Raw genomic sequence first — 24096 nt, 5'->3', positions numbered from 1 at the left:
TTCTCTCCAAAACCTGCTCTCAACCTTCGCTGGCTTGCCAGCGAAGGCCTCACCGCGTTCGCCGTTAATATCCGACGCCGTTAGTCAACTAATTACAAAGCATGCTAACTATTGCGTTGACATTCGCTGCCTAGGCAGTAATATCTCGACATACATTCACTGCCTAGGCAGCTAACTGGTGTCCAGATGAAACATTTCACCCCAGACGATTTCCACAATTGCCACCTTGGCCTGCTGCTCGGACGCGCTGCGCTGCTCAAGGACCGGATTATCGACACCCACATGGAGCCCCACGGCATCACCGCCGCGCAGTTCAAGGTGCTGATCATCATGGCCCAGTTCGGCGTCGATACCCCGGCCGAGCTGTGCCGGCACCTGTCGTTGGACAGCGGTTCGATGACCCGGATGCTCGATCGTCTGGAACAGAAAGGTTTCCTTGCCCGCCAACGCTCCGAAGCCGATCGCCGGCAGGTCCAGCTGGTGTTGACCGAAGAGGGTCAGAAGCTGGCCGCTCTGTTGCCGCACATTGGCGCCGAAGCCATGAACGAACTGGCGGGCGGCATCACCCCTGAAGAGTTGAAGACCCTGGAACAGATCCTGAAGAAAATCCTGGTGGCAGCCGGTGACGCGATCACCTTGCTGCGGGTAGGTGACAAATGAGCAGCAAAACCCTGCGTACCGGTTTCAGCCTGGTGCTGTTGGCCATGACGCTCGCCGGCTGTGCCAATTACAGCGGCCTGAATACCGAAGGCGTCAGCCTCGAGGCGAAAAACCTCAAGGCCGGGCAATCCCTTAGTGGTGTGACTCTGTCGCCGGCGGCCTGGCCGAAAAGCGACTGGTGGAAAAGCCTCGGCGACCCTCAGCTCGACGGCCTGATTCGCGAAGCCCTGCACGACAGCCCTGACATGCAGATCGCCGACGCTCGTGCCCATCAGGCCAGCGCTGCCGCTTATGCCGCCGATGCCGCGCGGATGCCGACCCTCGATGCCAGCGCCGGCGTGACCCGTTCGCGTCTGGCCCGTGATCAAGACCCGAGCGGGCAGGGCGACAACTACTCCACCCTGCGTAACATCGGCGCCAGTTTCAATTACAACTTCGATCTCTGGGGTGGCCAGCGAGACGCCTGGGAAGCCGCATTGGGCCAGGCCCGTGCCGCTGAAATCGATCAACAGGCCGCGCAGTTGACCTTGTCCGCCGACGTGGCCCGCGCTTACAGCGATCTTGGGCAGGCGCACATCGTTTACGACCTGTCCGCCGAAGACCTCAAGCGCACCCGGCAGATGCTCGATTTGAGCCAGCGCCGCCTGAGCGCCGGGATCGACAGTCAGTATCAGTTCCAGCAGACCGAAAGCCTGGAGGCCACCTCTGAAGCGAACCTGATCGACGCCGAAAAACGCCTGCAAAGCGCCAAAATCGCGCTGGCCGTGTTGCTGGGCAAGGGCCCGGACCGTGGTAACGAGATCGCCCGGCCGAAAGTCCTTCAGGCCAGCGCCGTGGCGTTGCCGTCGGTGCTGCCGGCCGAGTTGCTCGGTCGTCGTCCGGACCTGGTGGCCGCGCGCTGGCGGGTTGAGGCGGCCAGCAAGAACATCGACGCGGGCAAAACCCGGTTTTATCCCAACTTGAACCTGAGCGCGGCGGCCGGTGCCCAATCTTTGTTGGGCGATGCGATGTTCGGTTCGGCCAGTCGTTTCTTCAATGTCGGGCCGACGATTTCACTGCCGATCTTCGATGGCGGCCGCCTGCGCGCCGACCTCGATTCCCGCGATGCCGATTACGACCTCGCGGTGGCGCAGTACAACAAAAGCCTGGTGAAGGCGTTGGGGGATGTCAGCGACAGCATCAACCAGTTGCGTGATATCGGTCGGCAAATCGCCGCCCAGCAACACGCCACGGACATCGCCCAGGACTCTTACAACACCGTGGTCCAGCGGTACGGTTCCGGCATCGGCAACTACCTGGACGTGCTCAGCATCGAGCAACAGTTGCTCCAGGCCCAGCGGCAGCTGGCCAACCTGAACGCCGAGCAGATCGACTTGTCGATCCAATTGATGCAGGCGCTGGGTGGCGGGTTTACGCCCGACAACCTCGTGTCTGCCAACACATCGCCAGCCACGCTGAGCCACTAATTCAAGGTATTTGCCATGGCCACTGCCGATACAACTCAAACTGCTGAAAACACTCCAGGCAATCCCAACGCGGGCAAGCGCAAGTTCATGCTGCTGATTCTCGCGGTGGCAGTGGCGCTGAGCGGGGCGGGCGTCTGGGCCTACCACGAGTTTTACGGTCGCTGGAGCGAGAGCACCGACGACGCCTATGTGAACGGCAACGTGGTGGAAATCACGCCGCTGGTCACTGGCACCGTGGTCAGCATCGGCGCCGATGATGGCGATCTGGTGCACGAAGGTCAGGTATTGGTGAACTTCGACCCGAACGATGCCGAAATCGGTTTGCAAAGTGCCCAGGCCAATCTGGCCCGCACCGTGCGTCAGGTGCGCGGCCTGTACAGCAACGTCGACGGCCAGAAGGCGCAGGTCAACGCCCAACTGGCGGAAGTGCAAAAAGCCCAGGACAACTTCAATCGCCGCAAGAACCTCGCGGCGGGCGGGGCGATTTCCCAGGAAGAACTGTCCCACGCCCGTGATGACCTGACCTCGGCGCAAAACGCCTTGGCCGATGCGAAGCAGCGACTGAAAACCACCAGCGCCCTGGTGGATGACACCGTGGTGTCGTCGCATCCGGACGTGATGGCCGCCGCCGCGCAATTGCGTCAGGCGTACCTGAACAACTCGCGCAGCACCTTGATTGCACCGGTCACCGGTTATGTGGCCAAGCGCACCGTGCAGCTCGGTCAGCGTGTGCAGCCGGGCACGGCCCTGATGGCGGTCATACCGCTGGACCAGTTGTGGATCGACGCCAACTTCAAGGAAACCCAGTTGCGTGACATGCGCATCGGCCAGCCAGTGGAAATCGAAACCGACCTTTACGGCAGTGCCGTGAAATACAGCGGCACCATCGACAGCCTTGGCGCCGGTACTGGCAGCGCGTTCGCCCTGTTGCCCGCGCAGAACGCCACCGGTAACTGGATCAAGATCGTGCAGCGCGTGCCGGTGCGGATTCACGTCAACGCCGATGAGCTGGCCAAACACCCGCTGCGGGTCGGCCTGTCGACCGTGGTCGATGTGAACCTGCATGACCAGAGTGGCCCGGTGCTGGCGCAACAGCCACCGCAAAAGGCGTCGTTCAGCACCAACATCTATGACCGTCAGTTGGCCGAGGCCGACGCGATGATCACGCAACTGATCCACGACAACAGCGCCGCGGTCAGCAAAACCGCGCAGCGCTGATTCGCCTGTGTGCAGCACGCCGCCCCTCTGTGGGTGAGCTTGCTAGTGATGGCGGTTTGCCAGTCAATGACTGTGTTGAATGTTCATTCGCTATCGCGAGCAGGCTCGCTCCCACAGGGTCAGCGGTGTCTGTAACAGACGCAGCGCCAACAAGGTTTCAAAGGATTCGCGATGAGCAATAACGCGTCTTTCACACCCCCCAGCCTGGTGCTCAGCACCATTGGCTTGTCGCTGGCGACCTTCATGCAGGTGCTCGACACCACCATCGCCAACGTGGCGCTGCCGACGATTTCCGGCAACCTCGGGGTGAGTTCGGAGCAGGGCACCTGGGTCATCACTTCGTTTGCCGTCAGCAACGCCATTGCCTTGCCGCTGACTGGCTGGCTCAGCCGGCGGTTCGGTGAGGTGAAGCTGTTTGTCTGGGCGACGCTGCTGTTCGTGCTTGCTTCGTTCCTGTGCGGTATTTCCACCTCCATGCCGGAACTGGTGGGCTTTCGCGTGTTGCAAGGGGTGGTGGCGGGGCCGTTGTATCCGATGACCCAAACACTCTTGATTGCGGTCTACCCCCCGGCGAAACGGGGGATGGCGCTGGCGTTGTTGGCGATGGTCACGGTGGTGGCGCCGATTGCCGGGCCGATCCTCGGCGGCTGGATCACCGACAGTTACAGCTGGCCGTGGATTTTCTTCATCAACGTGCCGATCGGTTTGTTCGCCGCGTGGGTGGTCACCCGGCAGATGAAGAAACGTCCGGTGGTCACCAGCCGCCAACCCATGGATTACGTGGGTCTGATCGCGTTGATCATCGGTGTCGGCGCATTGCAGATTGTTCTCGACAAAGGCAACGACGCCGATTGGTTCGAGTCCAGTTTCATCGTTATCGGCTCGGTGATTTCCGTGGTCGCCCTGGCGTTTTTCGTGATCTGGGAAATGACTGATGAGCACCCGGTGGTGAACTTGCGGCTGTTCGCCCACCGCAACTTCCGCTTTGGCACCCTCGTGTTGGTGCTGGGCTATGCCGGATTCTTCGGGATCAACCTGATCCTGCCGCAATGGTTGCAGACCCGCTTGGGCTACACCGCGACCTGGGCCGGTTTTGCCGTGGCGCCGTTGGGCATTCTGCCGGTGCTGCTGTCGCCTTTCGTCGGCAAATACGCACCGCGATTCGACATGCGGGTGCTGGCGGGCGGGGCATTCCTGGCCATCGGTCTGAGTTGTTTCATGCGTGCCGGCTTCACCAATGAGGTGGATTTCCAGCACATCGCCCTAGTGCAATTGTTCATGGGTATCGGCGTGGCGCTGTTCTTCATGCCGACCCTGACCATCCTGCTGTCGGACCTGCCGCCCAGCCAGATTGCCGACGGTTCGGGGCTGGCGACGTTCCTGCGGACACTGGGCGGCAGCTTCGCCGCCTCACTGACGACCTGGATCTGGATTCGCCGCGCCGACCAGCACCATGCCTACCTGACCGAAAGCATCACCCCGTTCGACCCGGCAACCCGCGAGGCATTGCATCAATTGGGCGGGGCAGGGGCCAAGGCTTATACGCAGATGGACCAAATGGTGATCAGCCAGGCGTACATCATGTCCACGGTGGACTACTTCACGCTGCTGGGCTGGATGTTCATGGGGCTGATCCTGATCGTATGGCTGGCCAAGCCACCCTTTACCGCCAAGGCTGGGCCGGCGGCCTCTGCCGGCCATTGATACAAACGCAATCCCTGTGGGAGCGAGCTCGCTCCTACAGTTTTTTTGTTGTGCAAATTAGTTGGCGGGGGCAGCCAATTGCGGCGGCGGGGCGAAATCGAACGGCGCCAACGCAAACCCGTGATCATCCACTTGCAACGCCCAACCCTGGCGATCCCAATCCCCCAGCACAATGCGCCGCGCAGCTTGATCGCCCAGTTGCAGCTTGTGCACGGCGGGGCGATGGGTATGGCCGTGAATCAGGGTTTTCACCCCGTATTCCTGCATGATTCGCGGAATTTCTTCGGGGGTGACATCAACGATGTCGTTGGCCTTCATCCGCGTTTGCGCACGGCTTTCACTGCGCAGCTTGCGCGCCAGTTTATGCCGGGTGCGCAGCGGCAGATGGCGCAGGATGAACAACGTGACGGGGTTGCGCAGGTAGCGACGCAGCTTCATATAGGCTTCGTCGCGGGTGCAGAGGCTGTCGCCGTGCATCAATAGCACCGGCTCGCCTGCCAGTTGCACGACACTCGGATCCTTCAGCAAGGTGCAGCCGGCCTGTTTGCAAAAGGCCTGGCCGAGCAGGAAGTCGCGATTGCCGTGCATCAGAAAGATGGCCGTGCCGCTGTCGCTGAGGTCGCGCAGGGCCTGGCAGATGGAGCGCTGGAACGGCGTCATGGCATCGTCGCCAATCCATGCCTCGAAAAAGTCGCCCAGAATGTACAGCGCACTCGCCGAGCGGGCGCGTCCGGCGAGCAAATCCAGAAACGCCCGGGTGATGTCCGGGCGCTCCTCTTCCAGATGCAAGTCTGAAATCAGCAATATCACTCAATGATCTCGGCTTTCTCGATGATCACGTCGTCTGCTGGTACGTCCTGGTGGCCGGCCTTCATGGTGGTGGAAACACCCTTGATCTTGTCGACAACGTCGGTGCCTGCAACGACTTTGCCGAACACGGCGTAGCCCCAGCCCTGAGTGGACTTGGCGCTGTGGTTCAGGAAGCTGTTGTCAGCCACGTTGATGAAGAACTGGGCGGAAGCCGAATGCGGCTCCATGGTGCGCGCCATGGCCACGCTGTACTTCTCGTTCGGCAGACCGTTGTCGGCTTCGTTCTGGATGCTTGGGCGCTTGTCTTTCTTTTCTTTCATGCCAGGCTCGAAACCGCCGCCCTGGATCATGAAGTTACCGATGACGCGGTGGAAAACAGTGTTTTCGTAGTGACCGGCTTTGACGTATTCGACGAAGTTGGCCACGGTGATCGGGGCTTTCTCGGCGTTCAGTTCCAGGACGATGTCGCCATGGTTGGTGGTCAGTTTGACTTGGGTCATGATTACTACTCATTCAGGGAATTCGTGGATTTCGGGACATTGCGGTCCCTTCACCGGTTCAGCCGTTTTCGGCCAAGATGCGCAGTTTAGCGTGCCAGACGCGAATTTCGAGGCTGTTTTTCATTTACGCCCCATTAAATGCGACCGTTTGCAGGCCTGCTCTGTCAGCTGCTTGACGGCATCGGCTATGATAGCGGCTTTGTTTTGTCCGGCCTTTATTACGGCCACGCACTTGTACGTTCAAGGATCCTATGAGCAAGCCCACTGTCGACCCTACCTCGAATGCCAAGACCGGCCCTGCCGTGCCGGTCAATTTCCTGCGGCCGATCATCCAGGCAGACCTGGACTCGGGCAAGCACACGCAGATCGTCACGCGTTTCCCGCCTGAGCCCAACGGCTACCTGCACATCGGTCACGCCAAGTCGATCTGCGTGAACTTCGGCCTGGCCCAGGAGTTCGGCGGCGTCACGCACCTGCGTTTCGACGACACCAACCCGGCCAAGGAAGACCAGGAATACATCGACGCAATCGAAAGCGACGTCAAATGGCTGGGCTTCGAATGGTCCGGTGAAGTGCGCTATGCCTCGCAGTATTTCGACCAGTTGCACGACTGGGCCGTCGAGCTGATCAAGGCCGGCAAGGCCTATGTCGACGACCTGACCCCGGAACAAGCCAAGGAATACCGTGGCAGCCTGACCGAGCCAGGCCGCAACAGCCCGTTCCGCGACCGCAGCGTCGAAGAGAACCTGGACTGGTTCGCCCGCATGCGCGCCGGCGAATTCCCGGACGGTGCACGGGTGCTGCGAGCCAAGATCGACATGGCCTCGCCGAACATGAACCTGCGCGACCCGATCATGTATCGCATCCGTCACGCCCACCACCACCAGACCGGTGACAAGTGGTGCATCTACCCGAACTACGACTTCACCCACGGTCAGTCGGACGCCATCGAAGGCATCACCCACTCGATCTGCACCCTGGAATTCGAAAGCCACCGTCCGCTGTACGAGTGGTTCCTCGAGAACCTGCCCGTGCCGGCCAACCCGCGCCAGTACGAGTTCAGCCGCCTGAACCTGAACTACACCATCACCAGCAAGCGCAAGCTCAAGCAGTTGGTCGATGAACAGCACGTCAATGGCTGGGACGACCCGCGCATGTCCACGCTGTCGGGTTTCCGTCGCCGTGGCTACACGCCGAAATCGATCCGCAACTTCTGCGAGATGATCGGCACCAACCGTTCCGACGGCGTGGTCGACTTCGGCATGCTCGAATTCAGCATCCGCGACGACCTCGACCACAGCGCCCCGCGCGCCATGTGCGTACTGCGTCCGCTGAAAGTCGTGATCACCAACTACCCGGAAGGCCAGGTCGAGAACCTCGAACTGCCATGCCATCCGAAAGAAGACATGGGCGTGCGCGTCCTGCCGTTCGCCCGTGAGATCTACATCGACCGTGAAGACTTCATGGAAGAGCCGCCAAAAGGCTACAAGCGCCTGGAGCCAAACGGCGAAGTGCGCCTGCGCGGCAGCTACGTGATCCGTGCCGACGAAGCGATCAAGGACGCCGACGGCAACATCGTCGAGCTGCGTTGCTCGTACGACCCGGACACCCTGGGCAAGAACCCCGAAGGCCGCAAGGTCAAGGGCGTGGTCCACTGGGTGCCGGCCGCTGCCAGCGTCGAGTGCGAAGTCCGTCTGTACGATCGTCTGTTCCGCTCTCCGAACCCGGAGAAGGCCGAAGACAGCGCGAGTTTCCTGGACAACATCAACCCTGATTCGCTGCAGGTACTCACCGGTTGTCGTGCTGAACCCTCGCTGGGCAATGCACAGCCGGAAGACCGTTTCCAGTTCGAGCGCGAAGGCTACTTCGTCGCCGATATCAAGGATTCGAAACCAGGTCAGCCGGTATTCAACCGTACCGTGACCCTGCGTGATTCGTGGGGCCAGTGATTTAGCGTCAAGGAATTAACGTGCTTACGATCTACAACACGCTCACCAAGAGCAAAGAAGTCTTCAAGCCGCTGGATGGCAACAAGGTGCGCATGTACGTGTGCGGCATGACCGTGTACGACTACTGCCACCTGGGCCACGGCCGCAGCATGGTCGCGTTCGACCTGATCACCCGCTGGCTGCGTTTCAGCGGTTACGATCTGACGTACGTGCGCAACATCACCGACATCGACGACAAGATCATCAATCGGGCCAACGAGAACGGCGAGTCGTTCGAAGCCTTGACCGAGCGCATGATCGCGGCGATGCACGAAGATGAAGCGCGCCTGAACATCAAGAAGCCGGACATGGAGCCGCGCGCCACGGATCACATCCCTGGCATGCACGCCATGATCCAGACCCTGATCGACAAGGGTTACGCCTACGCTCCGGGCAATGGCGACGTGTATTACCGCGTCGCCAAGTTCATGGGTTACGGCAAGCTGTCGCGCAAGAAAATCGAAGACCTGCGCATCGGCGCGCGGATCGAAGTCGGCGAGTCCAAGCAGGACCCGCTGGACTTCGTGCTGTGGAAGGCCGCCAAGCCGGGCGAACCAAGCTGGGAATCGCCGTGGGGCGCCGGGCGTCCGGGCTGGCACATCGAATGCTCGGTGATGTCGACCTGCTGCCTCGGCGAGACTTTCGACATTCATGGCGGCGGCAGCGACCTCGAGTTCCCGCACCATGAAAACGAAATCGCCCAGAGCGAAGCGGCCACCGGCAAGACCTACGCCAACGCGTGGATGCATTGCGGCATGATTCGTATCAATGGCGAGAAGATGTCCAAGTCCTTGAACAACTTCTTCACCATTCGCGACGTGCTGGAAAAGTATCACCCGGAGGTCGTGCGTTACCTGCTGGTGTCCAGTCACTACCGCAGCGCGATCAACTATTCGGAAGACAACCTCAAGGACGCCAAGGGCGCGCTCGAGCGTTTCTACCACGCGCTGAAGGGCCTGCCGAGCGTGGCTCCGGCTGGCGGAGAAGCGTTCGTCGAGCGCTTCACCACGGTGATGAACGACGACTTCGGCACGCCTGAAGCCTGCGCCGTACTGTTCGAGATGGTGCGCGAGATCAACCGCCTGCGCGAGAGCGATCTCGATGCGGCGGCCGGTCTGGCGGCGCGCCTGAAAGAGCTGGCCAGTGTGTTGGGCGTGTTGCAGCTTGAAGCCGACGACTTCCTGCAGGCCGGTGCCGAAGGGCGCGTGGATGCCGCTGAAGTGGAAGCGCTGATTGCTGCGCGTCTGGCGGCTCGTGCCGGGAAAGACTGGGCCGAATCCGACCGCATCCGCGACCAGCTCACCGCCATGGGCGTGGTGCTGGAAGACGGCAAGGGTGGGACGACCTGGCGCCTGGCTGACTGATTGCTTGATCGGTAAAAAACAAAACCCGCCTTGTGCGGGTTTTTGTTTTTAGGGGGCTGCTCGCTGATTCTGCGCTGACAGGACGGGCGTCATCGCTGGCAAGCCAGCTCCCACAGTGTCCGTGTCGTACACAAAGTCTATGCAGCCCGCTGCACCTGTGGGAGCTGGCTTGCCAGCGATGGGGCCCATCCGGGCAATCCATCATTCCGTCTGGCGAAGTCGTTTGTAGAGGGTGTTGCGACTTACGCCAAGCCTGCGCGCCAAATGCGAGATGTTCCCCCCAACCGCCTGCAACTGCCGACTCAACTCATCGGCATCATCAAGATCCACCGCCAACGGCTCCGGCGCCTCCACCGGCTCCATCTCCAGGTCGACAAAGAAATCATCCGGCAAATGCTCCGGCCGCACCGGTTGTTCCTCAGCCATGGCCAGCGCCACCTGCATCACGCTGCTGACCTGGCGCAGGTTGCCGGGCCACGGATGACGGCTGAACAGCTCCAGAACTTCATCGCTAAGACCCGCCCATTGGGTGGGCTCCCGATGCTGCTCCCACAAACGCTTGAACAGTGCCTGCTTGTCACTACGCTCGCGCAGCGGCGGCAACTCCAGGGTCAGGCCGCCGATGCGGTAGTACAAATCTTCGCGAAAACGCCCCAATTGCACCTGCTCGCGCAAGGAGCGGTTGGTCGCGGAGATGATGCGGATGTCCACCGGAAACAAGTCACTGCTGCCCACCGGTTGCACGCAGCGCTCCTGCAACACCCGTAGCAAGCGGGCCTGGGTCGGCAGCGGCATGTCGCCGATTTCGTCGAGGAACAAGGTGCCTTTGTCGGCCTTGCGGATCAGGCCGATGCTGCCTTTCTGGTTCGCTCCGGTGAACGCGCCTTTCTCGTAGCCAAACAGCTCGGACTCTACCAGTTCGGCGGGGATCGCAGCACAGTTGACGGCAATGAACGCTTGTTTATGGCGGGAGCTGGCTTGATGCAGGGCCTTGACGAAGACTTCCTTGCCGACCCCGGTTTCCCCGTGAATCAACAGCGGAATGTCTTTCTCCAGCAAGCGCTCGGCCTGGCGCACGGCCTTTTCCACGCGACTGTCGCCAAAGTGCAGGGTCTTCAGGCTGATGGTGGCGGGTTTAGCGTCCGCCACGGCGCTCTTGGGGTCAGCACGTTTGCTTTCAGAAAACAGCCGCGGCTGAATCGTTGCCTGCTTCGGCCGTTTCAACAGGCACTGGAAGCGGTTGCGTCCGCGAGTCTGCAGGGCGAAGGGCAGGCCTTCGGGCTGATTCAGCAGTTCCAGCAGCGAGACGTTGAACAGGCTCTCCACACTGACTCGCGACAGGCGGATACCCAACAGGTTGTCAGCCCGGCGGTTGGCGGACAGCACCTGGCCATTTTCATCGAAAATCAGCAACCCGGCCCACTGGCTGTCGAGGTTGTTCAGGCCCGTGTTGAAGGTCAACTGGAAATGCTGGCCGTGGAACAGGTTGAGGATCAGCCGGTTTTCCACGGTCTGGCTCATCATCTTGACCATGCCCAGGGTGTGGGACGGCGGCAGGTAGCTGTCGCTGGAGACATCCAGCACGGCAATGACCTTGCGCTCAGCGTCGAAAATCGGCGCGGCGGAACCGGTCATGAAGCGGTTGGCCTTGAGAAAGTGTTCATCGTGTTCGATGTGCACCGCTTGTTCGCAGGCCAAAGCGGTGCCGATGGCGTTGGTCCCGCTGCAGTGCTCCAGCCAACTGGCGCCGGCGCTGAAACCGCGGGTCAGGCTCGGTTCGATGAAGCGCTGGGTGCCCCATGACGTCAGCACCTGGCCCTGATTGTCGGCGAGCATGATCAGGCAATTGGAGTTGCTGAGGATGTTCTCGTAATACGGCAGGACTTCCTGGTGGGTGGTCTGCACCAGCGAGTGCTGGCTCTCGAGCAACTGCGCGATGCCTTCGGCGGGCAACTGATCGAACGCCGGAGCGCTTTGATGATTGAGACCGAACGCGCGGCAGCGGGACCAGGAGTCCTGGATGATGGCGTCGTGAGACAGCGGCAGGGCAGGTGGGGCCATTACAAGTCAGCCTCTGATTAACGCTTTTATTGTTGTTATCGGTTTTCCTTGTGGGAGCGAGCCTGCTCGCGAAAAGGGCTTGTCAGGCGACATGAATGTTGCCTGATCCAACGCCATCGCGAGCAGGCTCGCTCCCACAGGTTTTGCGTCCGTTTCAGGGTGCGTGAAACGGTCTGTAGAGTGTTGTTCACTAATGTTCATTGTCAATCGGTGAACTGTTCAATTGTTCACTTTCGATTGTTCATTTGTGTTCATCAACGAACGTGACTCGGTAGTCACGCTCAAGGATTTTTATCCAAATCAACGGCTTGTGATTTTTGGCATGGTTGTCGCTATGTAGCTCCGGTCGCTTGACTCCAAAAATAAAAAAGGCCGAGCCATGTCATTAACCCTGGAGCATGTCAGCCGTACCGTCGAGGGCCAGACCTGGATCGACGATGCGTGCCTGAGTTTCGAACCCGGTTCCTTCAACGTATTGCTGGGGCGCACGCTGTCCGGCAAAACCAGTCTCATGCGCTTGATGGCCGGGCTGGACAAGCCTGATACCGGGCGCATTCTGATGAATGGCGTGGATGTCACCCAACGCCCGGTGCGCCTGCGCAATGTGTCGATGGTGTATCAGCAGTTCATCAACTACCCGACCATGACGGTGTTCGAGAACATCGCTTCGCCGTTGCGTCAGGCCCGCGTGTCCAATGAGCAGATCCAGAGCAAGGTGCTGGAAACCGCCAGGATGCTGCGCATCGAGAAGTTTCTGCAGCGTTATCCGCTGGAGCTCTCCGGGGGCCAGCAACAGCGGACGGCCATGGCCCGGGCGCTGGTCAAGGACGCCGAACTGATCCTGTTCGATGAGCCACTGGTCAACCTCGATTACAAACTGCGCGAGGAACTGCGCCAGGAAATGCGCGAGCTGTTCAAGGCCCGCCACACCATCGCGATCTACGCCACCACCGAACCCAACGAGGCGCTGGCCCTCGGCGGCACCACGACCATTCTTCACGAGGGTCGGGTGATCCAGAGCGGCAAGTCTTCTGCGGTCTATCACCAGCCGCAGACCGTGCTGGCGGCCGAGCTGTTTTCCGAACCGCCGATCAACCTGATGCCGGGGCGCATCGCCGGTAACGAAGTGAGTTTCGCCAATTTCGTGCATTTCCCGCTGAACGTCGATTTGCGGCCGGTGGGCGAGGGCGAATTTCGCTTCGGCGTGCGGCCCAGCCATATCTCGCTGGTGCCGAGCAACGACGACGACCTGGAATTGGCAGTAACCGTCGAAGTCGCGGAAATCAGCGGCTCGGAAACCTTCCTGCACGTGCGCAACGAGCATTTCCTGCTGGTGCTGCACTTGCCCGGTGTCCACGAATACGACGTCGATGCGCCGATCCGCATCTACATCCCGACCCATAAACTGTTTGTGTTCGATACGCAGGGGCGGCTGGTCCAGGCGCCGGGCCGGCGTGTCGCGAGGGTTGCCTGATGGCCGAAATCCGTTTGCAGAACCTCGCCCACAGCTACACCAAAACCCCGGGCGGACCCGAGGATTACGCGATCCGCGAGATGGACCACATCTGGGAGCAGGGCGGAGCCTATGCCTTGCTCGGCCCGTCGGGGTGCGGCAAGTCGACCTTGCTCAATATTATTTCCGGGTTGCTCAGCCCGTCCCAGGGCCATGTGTTGTTCGATGGCAAAGCAGTCAATGACCTGACCCCGGAGAAGCGCAACATCGCCCAGGTTTTCCAGTTTCCGGTGGTCTACGACACCATGACGGTGTTCGACAACCTGGCGTTCCCGCTGCGCAATCAGGGCATGGCCGAGGCGAAGATTCACACCAAGGTGCAGGAAATCGCTGAAGTCCTCGACCTGCAGAACCTGCTGAGCAAAAAGGCGCGCAACCTCACCGCCGACGAAAAGCAGAAAGTGTCCATGGGCCGTGGACTGGTGCGCGATGACGTGTCGGCGATTCTCTTCGATGAACCGCTGACCGTGATCGACCCGCACCTGAAGTGGAAGCTGCGGCGCAAGCTCAAGCAGATCCATGAGCAGTTCAACATCACCATGGTCTATGTCACCCACGATCAACTGGAAGCCTCGACCTTTGCCGACAAGATCGCGGTGATGTACGGCGGGCAGATCGTGCAGTTCGGCACGCCACGGGAATTGTTCGAGCGGCCGAGCCACACCTTTGTCGGTTACTTCATCGGCAGCCCGGGGATGAACCTGATCGAGGTGCAGCCGCAACCGGGCGGCGTCGGTTTCGCTTCGACCCATTTGCCATTGTCCGCCGCCATGCAGCAACGCATCGCCGAGACCGAATGGAAAACCCTGAAAGTCGGTATCCGACCCGAGTTCGTCCATGTGTGGGAAGAGCCATTCGATGACGCGATGCGGGCTCACGTCGTACACGTCGAAGACCTCGGCACCTACAAGATCATGACCCTGAACCTCGATGGCGTGTCGCTGAAAGTACGCCTGGCCGAAGACAAACCGGTGCCTGAGGGCACGGCCTACATCAGTTTTCCGGGCCAGTGGCTGATGGTCTACGCCGACGAATTCCTGCTGGAGCCCCATGCCGTCAACGAAGCAATGGCCAATGAAGAGGCGCAGCCATGAACAAGGTGCAGAACAACAAGGCCTGGTGGCTGGTGCTGCCGGTGTTCCTGCTGGTGGCGTTCAGTGCGGTGATCCCGATGATGACCGTGGTCAACTACTCGGTGCAGGACATTTTCGACCAGTCCAGCCGCTACTTCGTCGGCGCCGACTGGTACCGGCAAGTGCTGCTCGATCCACGCCTGCATGACTCGCTGCTGCGCCAGTTCATCTACTCGGCCTGTGTGTTGCTGATTGAAATTCCCCTGGGCATTGCCATCGCCCTGACCATGCCGACCAAGGGGCGCTGGTCGTCGGTGGTGCTGATTGTGCTGGCGATCCCGTTGCTGATTCCGTGGAACGTGGTGGGCACCATCTGGCAGATCTTCGGCCGCGCGGACATCGGTCTGCTGGGTTCTAGCCTCAATGCCATGGGCATCAGCTACAACTACGCGGCGAACACCATGGACGCCTGGGTCACCGTGCTGGTGATGGACGTCTGGCACTGGACGTCACTGGTGGCGCTGTTGTGTTTCTCCGGTCTGCGGGCGATTCCGGACGTGTATTACCAGGCGGCGCGGATCGATCGGGCTTCGGCCTGGGCGGTGTTCCGGCACATTCAGTTGCCCAAGCTCAAGAGCGTGCTGCTGATCGCGGTGATGCTGCGCTTCATGGACAGTTTCATGATCTACACCGAACCGTTCGTGCTCACGGGCGGCGGGCCGGGTAATGCCACGACCTTCCTCAGTCAGACATTGACCCAGATGGCCGTAGGGCAATTCGACCTGGGCCCTGCCGCGGCGTTTTCGCTGGTGTATTTCCTGATCATCCTGTTGGTGTCGTGGCTGTTTTATACCGCCATGACTCACTCTGACGCCAACCGCTGAGGCCCGCCATGAGCAAGAGAAAGCTGATTCCGCTGCTGCTCTACATCCTGTTCCTGCTGGTGCCGATCTACTGGTTGCTGAACATGTCCTTCAAGAGCAACACCGAAATCCTCGGCGGCCTGACGCTGTTTCCCGCGGATTTCACCCTGCATAACTACAAGGTGATCTTCACCGATCCGAGCTGGTATACCGGTTACCTCAACTCGCTGTACTACGTGAGCCTGAACACGGTGATCTCCCTGAGTGTGGCGCTGCCGGCGGCCTATGCGTTCTCGCGTTACCGTTTCCTCGGTGACAAGCACCTGTTCTTCTGGCTGCTGACCAACCGCATGGCACCGCCGGCGGTGTTCCTGTTGCCATTCTTCCAGCTGTATTCGTCGATCGGGCTGTTCGACACCCACATAGCCGTCGCCCTGGCGCACTGCCTGTTTAACGTACCGCTGGCGGTGTGGATTCTCGAGGGGTTCATGTCCGGCGTGCCCAAGGAAATCGACGAAACCGCCTACATCGATGGCTACAGTTTTCCCAAGTTCTTCGTGAAGATTTTCATCCCGCTGATCGGCTCCGGCATCGGTGTCACGGCGTTTTTCTGCTTCATGTTTTCCTGGGTCGAACTGCTGCTGGCGCGCACCCTGACGTCGGTGAACGCCAAACCGATCGCGGCGGTGATGACCCGCACGGTCTCGGCGTCAGGCATCGACTGGGGCGTGCTGGCGGCGGCGGGGGTGTTGACCATTTTGCCGGGCATGCTGGTGATCTGGTTTGTTCGCAACCACGTGGCCAAGGGCTTTGCCCTGGGCCGGGTATGAGGAACTGATGATGGAATGGATGAGTTGGACGGTTCCCACCGCGGCGTTCTTCGTCGTCATTGGCCTGATTCTGGTGGGCATGACGACTTGGGAGTTGCGTTCGCCGAGCATTCTTCGGCGTGGTTTTCTGCCGATTGCCACCACCCGTGGCGACCGGCTGTTTATCGGTCTTCTCGGTAGCGCCTACCTGCATCTGCTGGTCATCGGCGTAACCGACTGGAGCATCTGGGTCGCCTTCGCGTCGTCCCTGGTGTGGCTGTTGGCTGTGATGCGTTGGGGCTAGTCGAATCGCTCGGCAATGTTGCTCCGAAACCCTAAAAGGAGGTCTCTATGTTCGACAAAAACAATAAGCTGCGACATAGCATTTCATTGGCAGCCATGCTGGCACTCAGCGGTTTGAGCGCAACGGCCTGGGCCGATGCCTATGAAGACGCTGCGAAGAAATGGATCGGCAGCGAGTTCAAACCGTCCACCCTGACGGCTGATCAGCAGCTCGAGGAGTTGAAGTGGTTCATCAAGGCCGCCGAGCCGTTTCGCGGGATGGACATCAAGGTCGTTTCCGAAACCCTGACCACCCACGAATATGAATCCAAGGTGCTGGCCAAGGCCTTCACCGAGATCACCGGGATCAAGGTGACCCACGACCTGCTGCAAGAAGGCGATGTGGTGGAAAAACTGCAGACCGTGATGCAGTCGGACAAGAGCATCTATGACGGCTGGGTCAACGACTCGGACCTGATCGGTACGCACTTCCGATACGGCAAGACTGAAGCCATCACCGACCTGATGGCCAATGAAGGCAAGAACTTCACTTCGCCGACTCTGGACCTCAAGGACTTCATTGGTACTTCTTTCACAACGGCCCCGGACGGCAAGCTCTATCAACTGCCCGATCAGCAGTTTGCCAACCTGTACTGGTTCCGCGCCGACTGGTTCGAGCGCCCGGACCTCAAGGCCAAGTTCAAGGAGAAATACGGCTACGAGCTGGGCGTACCGGTGAACTGGTCGGCCTATGAAGACATCGCCAAATTCTTCAGCGAAGACGTCAAGGAAATCGACGGCAAGCGTGTCTACGGGCACATGGATTACGGCAAGAAAGACCCATCCCTGGGCTGGCGTTTCACCGATGCCTGGTTCTCCATGGCCGGTGGTGGCGACAAGGGCTTGCCCAACGGTTTGCCGGTGGACGAGTGGGGCATTCGCGTCGAGGATTGCCACCCGGTGGGCTCCAGCGTGACCCGCGGTGGCGACACCAACGGCCCGGCGGCGGTCTTCGCCACCCAGAAGTACGTCGACTGGATGAAGGCCTACGCTCCACCGGAAGCGGCGGGCATGACCTTCTCCGAATCCGGCCCCGTGCCTTCCCAGGGCAACATCGCCCAGCAGATCTTCTGGTACACCGCGTTCACGGCCGACATGACCAAGCCGGGTCTGCCGGTGGTGAATGCCGACGGCACGCCGAAATGGCGCATGGCACCGTCGCCGCGCGGCCCGTACTGGGAGGAGGGCATGAAGCTGGGGTATCAGGACGTGGGTTCCTGGACGTTCATGAAGTCCACGCCTGAGAAGCAGAAACTCGCCGCCTGGCTCTATGCGCAGTTCGTGACGTCGAAAACCGTGTCACTGAAGAAAACCATCGTCGGCCTGACGCCAATCCGCGAGTCGGACATCAACTCGCAAGCCATGACCGACCTGGCGCCGAAGCTCGGTGGCCTGGTGGAGTTCTACCGCAGCCCGGCCCGCGTGCAATGGACCCCGACCGGGACCAACGTGCCTGATTATCCTCGCCTCGCGCAGTTGTGGTGGAGCCACATCGCCGAAGCGGCCAGCGGCGAGAAAACTCCGCAGCAGGCACTGGACGGTCTGGCCAAGGACCAGGACGCCATCATGTCCCGCCTGGAACGTTCGAAAGCGCAAACCACCTGCGCGCCGAAGATGAACCCGGAACGCGACGCGCAATACTGGTTCGACCAGCCGGGCGCACCGAAACCGAAACTGGCCAACGAGAAGCCTAAAGGGGAGACCGTGAGCTACAACGAACTGCTGAAGTCGTGGGCAGATGCGCGTAAGTAAATGACTGGAGAGTGAAAGGCGAACGGCACCGGAAGGTGCCGTTTTTTTTGCTGGCTGTGCCACCGCGTTCGCCGGCAAGCCGGCTCCTGCAGATGCAGCGCCGGCCGAAGCCCCACGATCCTTTGTAGCTGGCTTGCCAGCGATGGCGTCGTGTCGGTCAGCACGGAATGGTGAGGACAGCGCTGCCGGTCCAGCAACGGCCAGAATGCAAAAACGGCACCCGAAGGTGCCGTTTCTGTTTGCTACCGATAACGCTAAGCGATCAACCCGCCAGGCCCGATTGTTGAACCAGGCTCAGCAGCGGTTGTGGGTACAGGCCGAGGAAGAATGCCAGTACCGCGATGGCCAGCAGCATCACGCCGCCTGCTTTCTGTTCCCAGTGCAGTTGCGCATCGTGGCGACGCAGGTTCGGTTCGATCAGGTACAGGGTGACCATCACACGCAGGTAGTAGAACACGCCGATGGCGCTGCCCAGTACCAGCGAGCCGACCAGCCACCATTGCTGGGATTCGACACCGGTGGCGATGATGTAGAACTTGCCGATGAAGCCCGCGGTCAGCGGGATACCAGCCAGGGACAACATCATCACGGTCAGTACGGCAGTCAGGTACGGACGGCGCCAGAACAGGCCGCGGTATTCGTACAGGGCGTCCGCGTCACGGCCTTTGTACGGCGAGGACATCAGGGTGATCACGCCGAAGGCGCCGAGGCTGGTGATCACGTAGGTGACCAGGTACACGCCGATAGCTTCCACGGCCATGCCTTTGCTCGCCACCAGGGCGATCAGCAGGTAACCGAAGTGGGCGATGGACGAGTAACCCAGCAGACGCTTGAGGTTGCTCTGGGTCAGGGCCAGCAGGTTACCGAACAGGATCGACGCGATGGCGATGATGGTCAGTACGTTGCTCAGCACACCGCTGCTTGCCGCTGGCGAGATCTGGAACAGACGCACCATCACGGCAAACACGGCGACCTTGGAAGCGGTTGCCAGGAACGCTGCGACCGGCGCTGGAGCACCTTCGTAAACGTCCGGGGTCCACAAGTGGAACGGTACCAGCGACAGCTTGAACGCCAGGCCGATCAGCATCATGCCCAGGCCCAGTTGCGCCAGCGAGCTAGGCAGACCGGTAGCCGCCAGCGCCTGACCGATACCGACGAAGCTCAGGGAGCCGGAGTCAGCGTAGAGCAGGGCCATACCGAACAACAGGAACGCGGAACCGGCTGCCGACAGCACCATGTACTTGATGCCGGCTTCCAGCGAACGCTTGTTGAAGAAGGCGTAGGCCACCAGACCGTAGACCGGCACCGACAGCAGCTCCAGACCGATGAACAACCCGGCCAGGTGCTGCGCGCTGACCAGAACCAGGCCACCGGCGGCGGCCATCAGGATCAGCAGGTACAGTTCTTCACGGTTGCCCGGGTAACCCGAACCGCCCTCGCCGAGGTAGGCGTGGGCGAGGGTGACGCAGGCGAGGGTGGCGACCAGGATCAGCGCCATGTACAGGCAGGCAAAGGTGTCGATTTGCAGCAATGGCGTCACGGCCAGGGGCGTGACTTTCAGGGCTGGCAGGATCGACAGCAGTGCCAGGTTCAGACCCGCCACGGAAATCAGGAAGGTCTGCGAGTGGTTGCGGCGCCAGGCGATCGCCAGCATCGCCACGATGATCGTGGCGCTGGTGATCAACAACGGCGCAAGCGCGATAAAGTGTTGAGTCGTGAATTCCATAGCGCTCTTACCGTGCCGAAGCGAGTTGAGTGAAGGCGGTGCCGAGCCACTGCTGCACGCCATGCATCGTCGCGGCAGAGGTGTCGAGGAACGGTTGCGGGTAGACGCCGATGTAGACCAGCAGCGCTGCCAGACCGACCACCATGATCAGTTCGCGAGCATCCATGCCTTGCAGGACCGCGTCCGATTTGGACGGGCCGAAGTAGGCACGGTGGATCATGATCAGCGAGTAGACCGAACCGAACACCAGGCCGGACGTCGCGATCACGGTGACCCATGGAGCGCTGGCGAAGGTGCCGATCAGGATCAGGAACTCGCCGACGAAGTTACCGGTACCCGGCAAGCCCAGGGACGCGGCTGCAAAGAACAGGCTGATGGCCGGCAGGTAGGCGATCTTCGACCACAGGCCACCCATTTCACGCATGTCGCGGGTGTGGGTGCGTTCGTACAACTGACCGCTGAGGATAAAGAGTGCCGCGGCCGACAGACCGTGCGCCAGCATCTGAATCACCGCGCCCTGCAGCGCCAGTTGGCTGCCGGAGTAGATGCCGATCAGTACGAAGCCCATGTGGGAAACGGACGAGAAGGCGACCAGACGCTTGATGTCGGTTTGCGCGAACGCCAGGAACGCACCGTAGAAGATCCCGATCAGACCCAGGGTCATGGCGATCGGCGCGAACTCGGCCGACGCATTCGGGAACAGCGGCAGGGCGAAACGCAGCAGGCCGTAGGCAGCGGTTTTCAGCAAGATACCGGCCAGGTCCACGGAACCTGCGGTCGGCGCCTGGGCGTGAGCGTCAGGCAGCCAGGAGTGGAACGGTACGACTGGCAGCTTGACCGCGAAGGCGATGAAGAAGCCGAGCATCAGGACGTACTCGGTGGTCATCGACATCTTGGTTTTCAACAGGTCGGCGTAGTTGAAGGTCATCACGCCGGTGTTGCTGAAGTTGACCAGTACCAGACCCAGGATCGCCACCAGCATGATCAGGCCGGAAGCCTGAGTGAAGATGAAGAACTTGGTCGCCGCGTAGATCCGGGTTTTCTTGCCGTCCGAAGAACTGTGACCCCAGAGCGCGATGAGGAAGTACATCGGCACCAGCATCATTTCCCAGAAGAAGAAGAACATGAACAGATCGAGGGCCAGGAACACGCCGACGACACCGCCCAGGATCCACATCAGGTTCAGGTGGAAGAAGCCGACGTGGCGCTGGATCTCTTTCCACGAGCAGAGTACCGAGAGGACACCCAGCAGGCCGGTCAGCAGGATCATCAACAGCGACAGGCCGTCGAGGGCCAGGTGCACGTTGATGCCGAAGCGCTGGATCCAGACATGCTTGAATTCAAGCGACCAGGTCGGATCGGCGCCAGGCGCCGGGGCAAATGAATAATCACCGTGGGCCCACAGCCAGAGGCCGAGAGCGAGTTCCAGGGTCATGGTCAACAGCGCAATCCAGCGGGGGAGGGTGGCGCCGAAGCGCTCACCCATCCAGCACAGCAGGCCGCCGATGAAGGGGATCAGGATTAGCCAAGGCAGAATCATGACGGGCTCAATTCCTTTCGCAAGTTCGCAAGGTTCATATCAGACCGCTACCAGCACGACGGCGCCAATTACCAGCACGGCACCAGCAGCCATCGAGGCGGCATACCAACGCAGTTGACCGGTCTCGGTACGGCTCAGGGCGGTGTTGCCGCCTTTGGCCATGCGCGGGATCAGACCGATGGTCTGGTCGAGCGGGTCTTTGCGCAGGATGTGGCTGATCGCCAGGTAAGGCTTGACGAACAGTTTGTCGTAGATCCAGTCGAAGCCCCAGGCCGCGAACCACCAGGCCGACAGGAAACGGCCGATGCCGCTGTTGGCAATGGCAGTCACGAAGCGACGCTTGCCGAGGAACAGCAGCGCGGCCAGCAGGATACCGGCCAGGGCGATGGCGCCCGAAGCGAGTTCCAGACTGTGCTTGGCTTCGCCGCCGGCATGGCCGACGCTTTCCGGCAGCACGCCGTGCAGCGGTGGAACGATCATTGCGCCGACGAAAGTCGACAGGACGATCAGCACCGACAGCGGCAACCAGTGAGCAATGCCGTGACCGGCGTGGGCTTCAGTCTTCGCTTCACCGTGGAACGTGATGAAGATCAGGCGGAAGGTGTACAGGGAGGTCATGAACGCGCCGACCAGACCGGCGTAAAGCAGACCGTGGTTGCCGCTGGCGAACGCTTCCCAGAGGATTTCGTCCTTGGAGTAGAAGCCTGCAGTCACCAGTGGCAGGGCCGCCAGGGCCGCGCCGCCAACGATGAAGCTGGCGTAGGCCAGAGGCAGTTTCTTCCACAGGCCACCCATCTTGAAGATGTTCTGCTCGTGGTGGCAGGCAACGATCACCGCACCGGAGGCAAGGAACAGCAGGGCCTTGAAGAAGGCGTGGGTCATCAGGTGGAAGATCGCGCCATCCCAGGCGCCAACGCCCAGGGCCAGGAACATGTAGCCGATCTGGCTCATGGTCGAGTAGGCGAGGATACGCTTGATGTCGGTCTGTACCAGTGCGGCGAAACCTGCAAGCACCAGGGTCACGCCACCGACGATGCCCACCAGGTGCAGGATTTCCGGCGCCAGGGTGAACAGGCCGTGAGTACGGGCGATCAGGTAGACACCGGCGGTTACCATGGTCGCGGCGTGGATCAGTGCCGAAACCGGAGTAGGACCGGCCATCGCGTCCGCCAGCCAGGTTTGCAGCGGCAGTTGCGCGGATTTACCGACAGCGCCACCCAGCAGCATCAGGGTAGCCAGGACCATCCAGAAGTTGCCGGCCTGGAATTTCTGTGGTGCCAGCACCAGCAGTTCCTGGATGTTCAGCGTGCCCAGTTGAGCGAACAGGATGAACAGGCCGATGGCCATGAACACGTCACCGATACGGGTCACGATGAAGGCCTTGAGTGCCGCGTTACCGTTGTTGCGGTTGCTGTAGTAGAAACCGATCAACAGGTACGAGCACAGGCCCACGCCTTCCCAGCCGAAGTACAGGAACAACAGGTTATCGCCCAGTACCAGGAACAGCATGCTGGCGATAAACAGGTTGGTGTAGGCGAAGAAGCGCGAGTAGCCGTCTTCACCGCGCATGTACCAGGACGCGAACAGGTGGATCAGGAAGCCGACACCCACCACCACGCCGAGCATGGTGATCGACAGGCCGTCGATGTACAGGGCGAAGTCAGGCTTGAAGCCTTCGACCGCCATCCACTTCCACAGCACCAGGGTGTAGTGACCACCCTCGGGTGGCGCGACATTGAATTGCCAGATCACGTAGGCCGCGACCACGGCGGACAGGCCGATGGAGCCGACGCCGATCAGTGCCGAGAGGTTTTCCGAGAAGCGTCCGCGGGAGAACGACAGCAGGAGAAACCCGATCAGGGGAAATACGAAAGTCAGAAAGATCATGTTCATCCGCGCATCTCACTGGCAGCGTCGATATCGAGCGTGTGGAAGCGGCGATACAGTTGCAGCAGGATCGCCAGGCCGATACTGGCCTCGGCGGCAGCCAGGCTGATCACCAGGATGAACATGATCTGTCCATCCGGCTGCGCCCAGCGGCTACCGGCAACGATGAACGCCAGGGCGGAGGCATTCATCATGACCTCCAGGCTCATCAGCACGAAAAGGATGTTGCGGCGGACCATCAGGCCGACCAGACCGAGGCAGAACAGGATGCCGGCGACCGCCAGACCATGCTCCATGGGGATAGCAGGCATCGTCATTGCTCCTTGGCTTCGTTGCGGCCCAAGTGGAACGCCGTGACGGCTGCGGCGAGCAGCAGCATCGAGGCGAGTTCGACCACCAGCAGATAAGGACCGAACAGGCTGATGCCCACGGCCTTGGCGTCCACGGTGGTGTGGCCGATGGCCTGGCCGCTCTGGTGGGAGAACAGCACATACAGCAGTTCCACCAGCAGCAAGGCGGCGAGGGCGACCGGGCCGCCCCATATGCCGGGCTTGAGCCAGACGCGCTCTTGCTGAACCGAGGCCGGGCCCAGGTTCAGCATCATCACCACGAACACGAACAGCACCATGATGGCGCCAGCGTAGGCGATCACTTCCAGCACACCGGCAAACGGCGCGCCAAGGGCGAAGAACGTCATCGCCACGGAGATCAGCGAAATGATCAGGTAGAGCAGGGCGTGCACGGGGTTGGTGTTGGTGACCACGCGAAGCGTGGAGACCACAGCGATACCCGATGCGAAATAGAAAGCGAATTCCATCTT

General features: G+C 60.8%; 20 protein-coding genes. 12 read left to right on the top strand and 8 right to left on the bottom strand.

The window, feature by feature from the left end; translation table 11 throughout:
- Nucleotides 1-186 precede the first annotated feature (186 nt).
- The 4 genes from ACX3YF_RS28135 to ACX3YF_RS28120 all read left to right on the top strand — a co-directional run bounded on the left by ACX3YF_RS28135 (nt 187) and on the right by ACX3YF_RS28120 (nt 5048).
- Nucleotides 187-660, top strand: a complete 474-nt coding sequence (locus ACX3YF_RS28135) for a MarR family winged helix-turn-helix transcriptional regulator (protein WP_130207621.1) — start codon at nt 187-189, stop codon at nt 658-660.
- Nucleotides 657-2126: an efflux transporter outer membrane subunit gene (locus tag ACX3YF_RS28130; RefSeq protein WP_458974673.1), complete on the top strand. Its 1470-nt coding sequence runs from the start codon at nt 657-659 to the stop codon at nt 2124-2126. The genes ACX3YF_RS28135 and ACX3YF_RS28130 overlap by 4 nt, the downstream gene beginning before the upstream one ends.
- Nucleotides 2127-2141: 15 nt before the next feature.
- Nucleotides 2142-3344 (top strand): HlyD family secretion protein, encoded by a 1203-nt coding sequence (locus tag ACX3YF_RS28125; protein ID WP_458974672.1) that lies wholly within the window; start codon nt 2142-2144, stop codon nt 3342-3344.
- A 171-nt stretch (nt 3345-3515) separates the two neighbouring features.
- A complete protein-coding gene (locus ACX3YF_RS28120) occupies nt 3516-5048 on the top strand; it encodes a DHA2 family efflux MFS transporter permease subunit (protein WP_130207615.1) in 1533 nt (510 codons plus the stop codon).
- 57 nt (nt 5049-5105) lie between these two features.
- Here ACX3YF_RS28120 and lpxH read toward each other — a convergent pair whose 3' ends face one another.
- Both lpxH and ACX3YF_RS28110 read right to left on the bottom strand, forming a co-directional pair.
- Nucleotides 5106-5858, bottom strand: coding sequence for a UDP-2,3-diacylglucosamine diphosphatase (gene lpxH / locus ACX3YF_RS28115; RefSeq protein ID WP_103405050.1), 753 nt, complete (start codon nt 5856-5858; stop codon nt 5106-5108).
- The gene (locus ACX3YF_RS28110; protein WP_458974671.1) at nt 5855-6358 is read right to left on the bottom strand and encodes a peptidylprolyl isomerase; all 504 of its coding nucleotides are present in this window, start codon (nt 6356-6358) and stop codon (nt 5855-5857) included. Before ACX3YF_RS28110 ends, lpxH begins: the two co-directional genes overlap by 4 nt.
- Nucleotides 6359-6609: 251 nt before the next feature.
- Between ACX3YF_RS28110 and ACX3YF_RS28105 the strand changes: the two genes are divergently transcribed.
- Nucleotides 6610-8307 (top strand): glutamine--tRNA ligase/YqeY domain fusion protein, encoded by a 1698-nt coding sequence (locus ACX3YF_RS28105; protein WP_448646307.1) that lies wholly within the window; start codon nt 6610-6612, stop codon nt 8305-8307.
- Nucleotides 8308-8327: 20 nt separating this feature from the next.
- The gene (gene cysS, locus ACX3YF_RS28100; RefSeq protein ID WP_130207609.1) at nt 8328-9710 is read left to right on the top strand and encodes a cysteine--tRNA ligase; all 1383 of its coding nucleotides are present in this window, start codon (nt 8328-8330) and stop codon (nt 9708-9710) included.
- A gap of 201 nt (nt 9711-9911) precedes the next feature.
- Here cysS and ACX3YF_RS28095 read toward each other — a convergent pair whose 3' ends face one another.
- A complete protein-coding gene (locus ACX3YF_RS28095; protein WP_448646308.1) occupies nt 9912-11771 on the bottom strand; it encodes a sigma-54-dependent Fis family transcriptional regulator in 1860 nt (619 codons plus the stop codon).
- Nucleotides 11772-12150: 379 nt separating this feature from the next.
- Between ACX3YF_RS28095 and ACX3YF_RS28090 the strand changes: the two genes are divergently transcribed.
- Genes ACX3YF_RS28090 through ACX3YF_RS28065 form a run of 6 tightly spaced genes read left to right on the top strand, consistent with a single transcriptional unit; the run spans nt 12151 to nt 18123 of the window.
- Entirely contained in the window at nt 12151-13245 is a 1095-nt protein-coding gene (locus ACX3YF_RS28090; protein ID WP_047527632.1) for an ABC transporter ATP-binding protein, read from the top strand.
- Nucleotides 13245-14378 carry an ABC transporter ATP-binding protein gene (locus ACX3YF_RS28085; RefSeq protein ID WP_448646309.1) on the top strand — a complete coding sequence of 378 codons (1134 nt, stop codon included), beginning with the start codon at nt 13245-13247 and terminating at the stop codon, nt 14376-14378. Before ACX3YF_RS28090 ends, ACX3YF_RS28085 begins: the two co-directional genes overlap by 1 nt.
- Nucleotides 14375-15241: a carbohydrate ABC transporter permease gene (locus ACX3YF_RS28080; protein WP_196586120.1), complete on the top strand. Its 867-nt coding sequence runs from the start codon at nt 14375-14377 to the stop codon at nt 15239-15241. Before ACX3YF_RS28085 ends, ACX3YF_RS28080 begins: the two co-directional genes overlap by 4 nt.
- A gap of 8 nt (nt 15242-15249) precedes the next feature.
- Complete coding sequence (locus tag ACX3YF_RS28075) at nt 15250-16050, top strand: carbohydrate ABC transporter permease (protein ID WP_047527637.1); 801 nt, start codon at nt 15250-15252, stop codon at nt 16048-16050.
- Nucleotides 16051-16060: 10 nt separating this feature from the next.
- Entirely contained in the window at nt 16061-16333 is a 273-nt protein-coding gene (locus ACX3YF_RS28070; RefSeq protein ID WP_130207599.1) for a DUF2160 domain-containing protein, read from the top strand.
- Between the two features lie 47 nt (nt 16334-16380).
- Nucleotides 16381-18123 (top strand): ABC transporter substrate-binding protein, encoded by a 1743-nt coding sequence (locus ACX3YF_RS28065; RefSeq protein WP_130207597.1) that lies wholly within the window; start codon nt 16381-16383, stop codon nt 18121-18123.
- 262 nt (nt 18124-18385) lie between these two features.
- Here ACX3YF_RS28065 and nuoN read toward each other — a convergent pair whose 3' ends face one another.
- From nuoN to nuoJ, 5 genes are read right to left on the bottom strand one after another with little or no spacing between them, the layout of a single operon-like run.
- Nucleotides 18386-19849, bottom strand: a complete 1464-nt coding sequence (nuoN, locus tag ACX3YF_RS28060; RefSeq protein WP_448646310.1) for an NADH-quinone oxidoreductase subunit NuoN — start codon at nt 19847-19849, stop codon at nt 18386-18388.
- Between the two features lie 7 nt (nt 19850-19856).
- A complete protein-coding gene (gene nuoM, locus ACX3YF_RS28055; RefSeq protein WP_196586663.1) occupies nt 19857-21389 on the bottom strand; it encodes an NADH-quinone oxidoreductase subunit M in 1533 nt (510 codons plus the stop codon).
- 39 nt (nt 21390-21428) lie between these two features.
- Nucleotides 21429-23282, bottom strand: coding sequence for an NADH-quinone oxidoreductase subunit L (gene nuoL, locus ACX3YF_RS28050; RefSeq protein WP_448646311.1), 1854 nt, complete (start codon nt 23280-23282; stop codon nt 21429-21431).
- Complete coding sequence (gene nuoK / locus ACX3YF_RS28045) at nt 23279-23587, bottom strand: NADH-quinone oxidoreductase subunit NuoK (RefSeq protein WP_007946416.1); 309 nt, start codon at nt 23585-23587, stop codon at nt 23279-23281. Before nuoK ends, nuoL begins: the two co-directional genes overlap by 4 nt.
- Before the next feature lie 2 nt (nt 23588-23589).
- Nucleotides 23590-24093: an NADH-quinone oxidoreductase subunit J gene (gene nuoJ / locus ACX3YF_RS28040; protein WP_047527652.1), complete on the bottom strand. Its 504-nt coding sequence runs from the start codon at nt 24091-24093 to the stop codon at nt 23590-23592.
- Nucleotides 24094-24096: the final 3 nt, after the last annotated feature.

This window comes from Pseudomonas fluorescens group sp. PF-69 (assembly GCF_054481235.1).
Note: the sequence above shows the minus strand (reverse complement) of the source record. Positions and strands in the feature narration are given on the sequence as shown.

Bases quoted from the DNA above. Each gene is read 5' to 3' on its own strand.
- ACX3YF_RS28085 (WP_448646309.1), top strand. From the start codon at position 13,245: ATGGCCGAAATCCGTTTGCAGAACCTCGCCCACAGCTACACCAAAACC.
- nuoN (WP_448646310.1), bottom strand. From the start codon at position 19,849: ATGGAATTCACGACTCAACACTTTATCGCGCTTGCGCCGTTGTTGATC.
- ACX3YF_RS28070 (WP_130207599.1), top strand. From the start codon at position 16,061: ATGGAATGGATGAGTTGGACGGTTCCCACCGCGGCGTTCTTCGTCGTC.
- nuoL (WP_448646311.1), bottom strand. From the start codon at position 23,282: ATGAACATGATCTTTCTGACTTTCGTATTTCCCCTGATCGGGTTTCTC.
- ACX3YF_RS28120 (WP_130207615.1), top strand. From the start codon at position 3,516: ATGAGCAATAACGCGTCTTTCACACCCCCCAGCCTGGTGCTCAGCACC.
- ACX3YF_RS28110 (WP_458974671.1), bottom strand. From the start codon at position 6,358: ATGACCCAAGTCAAACTGACCACCAACCATGGCGACATCGTCCTGGAA.
- nuoM (WP_196586663.1), bottom strand. From the start codon at position 21,389: ATGATTCTGCCTTGGCTAATCCTGATCCCCTTCATCGGCGGCCTGCTG.
- ACX3YF_RS28095 (WP_448646308.1), bottom strand. From the start codon at position 11,771: ATGGCCCCACCTGCCCTGCCGCTGTCTCACGACGCCATCATCCAGGAC.
- ACX3YF_RS28130 (WP_458974673.1), top strand. From the start codon at position 657: ATGAGCAGCAAAACCCTGCGTACCGGTTTCAGCCTGGTGCTGTTGGCC.
- ACX3YF_RS28080 (WP_196586120.1), top strand. From the start codon at position 14,375: ATGAACAAGGTGCAGAACAACAAGGCCTGGTGGCTGGTGCTGCCGGTG.
- ACX3YF_RS28135 (WP_130207621.1), top strand. From the start codon at position 187: ATGAAACATTTCACCCCAGACGATTTCCACAATTGCCACCTTGGCCTG.
- ACX3YF_RS28090 (WP_047527632.1), top strand. From the start codon at position 12,151: ATGTCATTAACCCTGGAGCATGTCAGCCGTACCGTCGAGGGCCAGACC.
- ACX3YF_RS28075 (WP_047527637.1), top strand. From the start codon at position 15,250: ATGAGCAAGAGAAAGCTGATTCCGCTGCTGCTCTACATCCTGTTCCTG.
- ACX3YF_RS28125 (WP_458974672.1), top strand. From the start codon at position 2,142: ATGGCCACTGCCGATACAACTCAAACTGCTGAAAACACTCCAGGCAAT.
- nuoK (WP_007946416.1), bottom strand. From the start codon at position 23,587: ATGCCTGCTATCCCCATGGAGCATGGTCTGGCGGTCGCCGGCATCCTG.
- ACX3YF_RS28065 (WP_130207597.1), top strand. From the start codon at position 16,381: ATGTTCGACAAAAACAATAAGCTGCGACATAGCATTTCATTGGCAGCC.
- nuoJ (WP_047527652.1), bottom strand. From the start codon at position 24,093: ATGGAATTCGCTTTCTATTTCGCATCGGGTATCGCTGTGGTCTCCACG.
- ACX3YF_RS28105 (WP_448646307.1), top strand. From the start codon at position 6,610: ATGAGCAAGCCCACTGTCGACCCTACCTCGAATGCCAAGACCGGCCCT.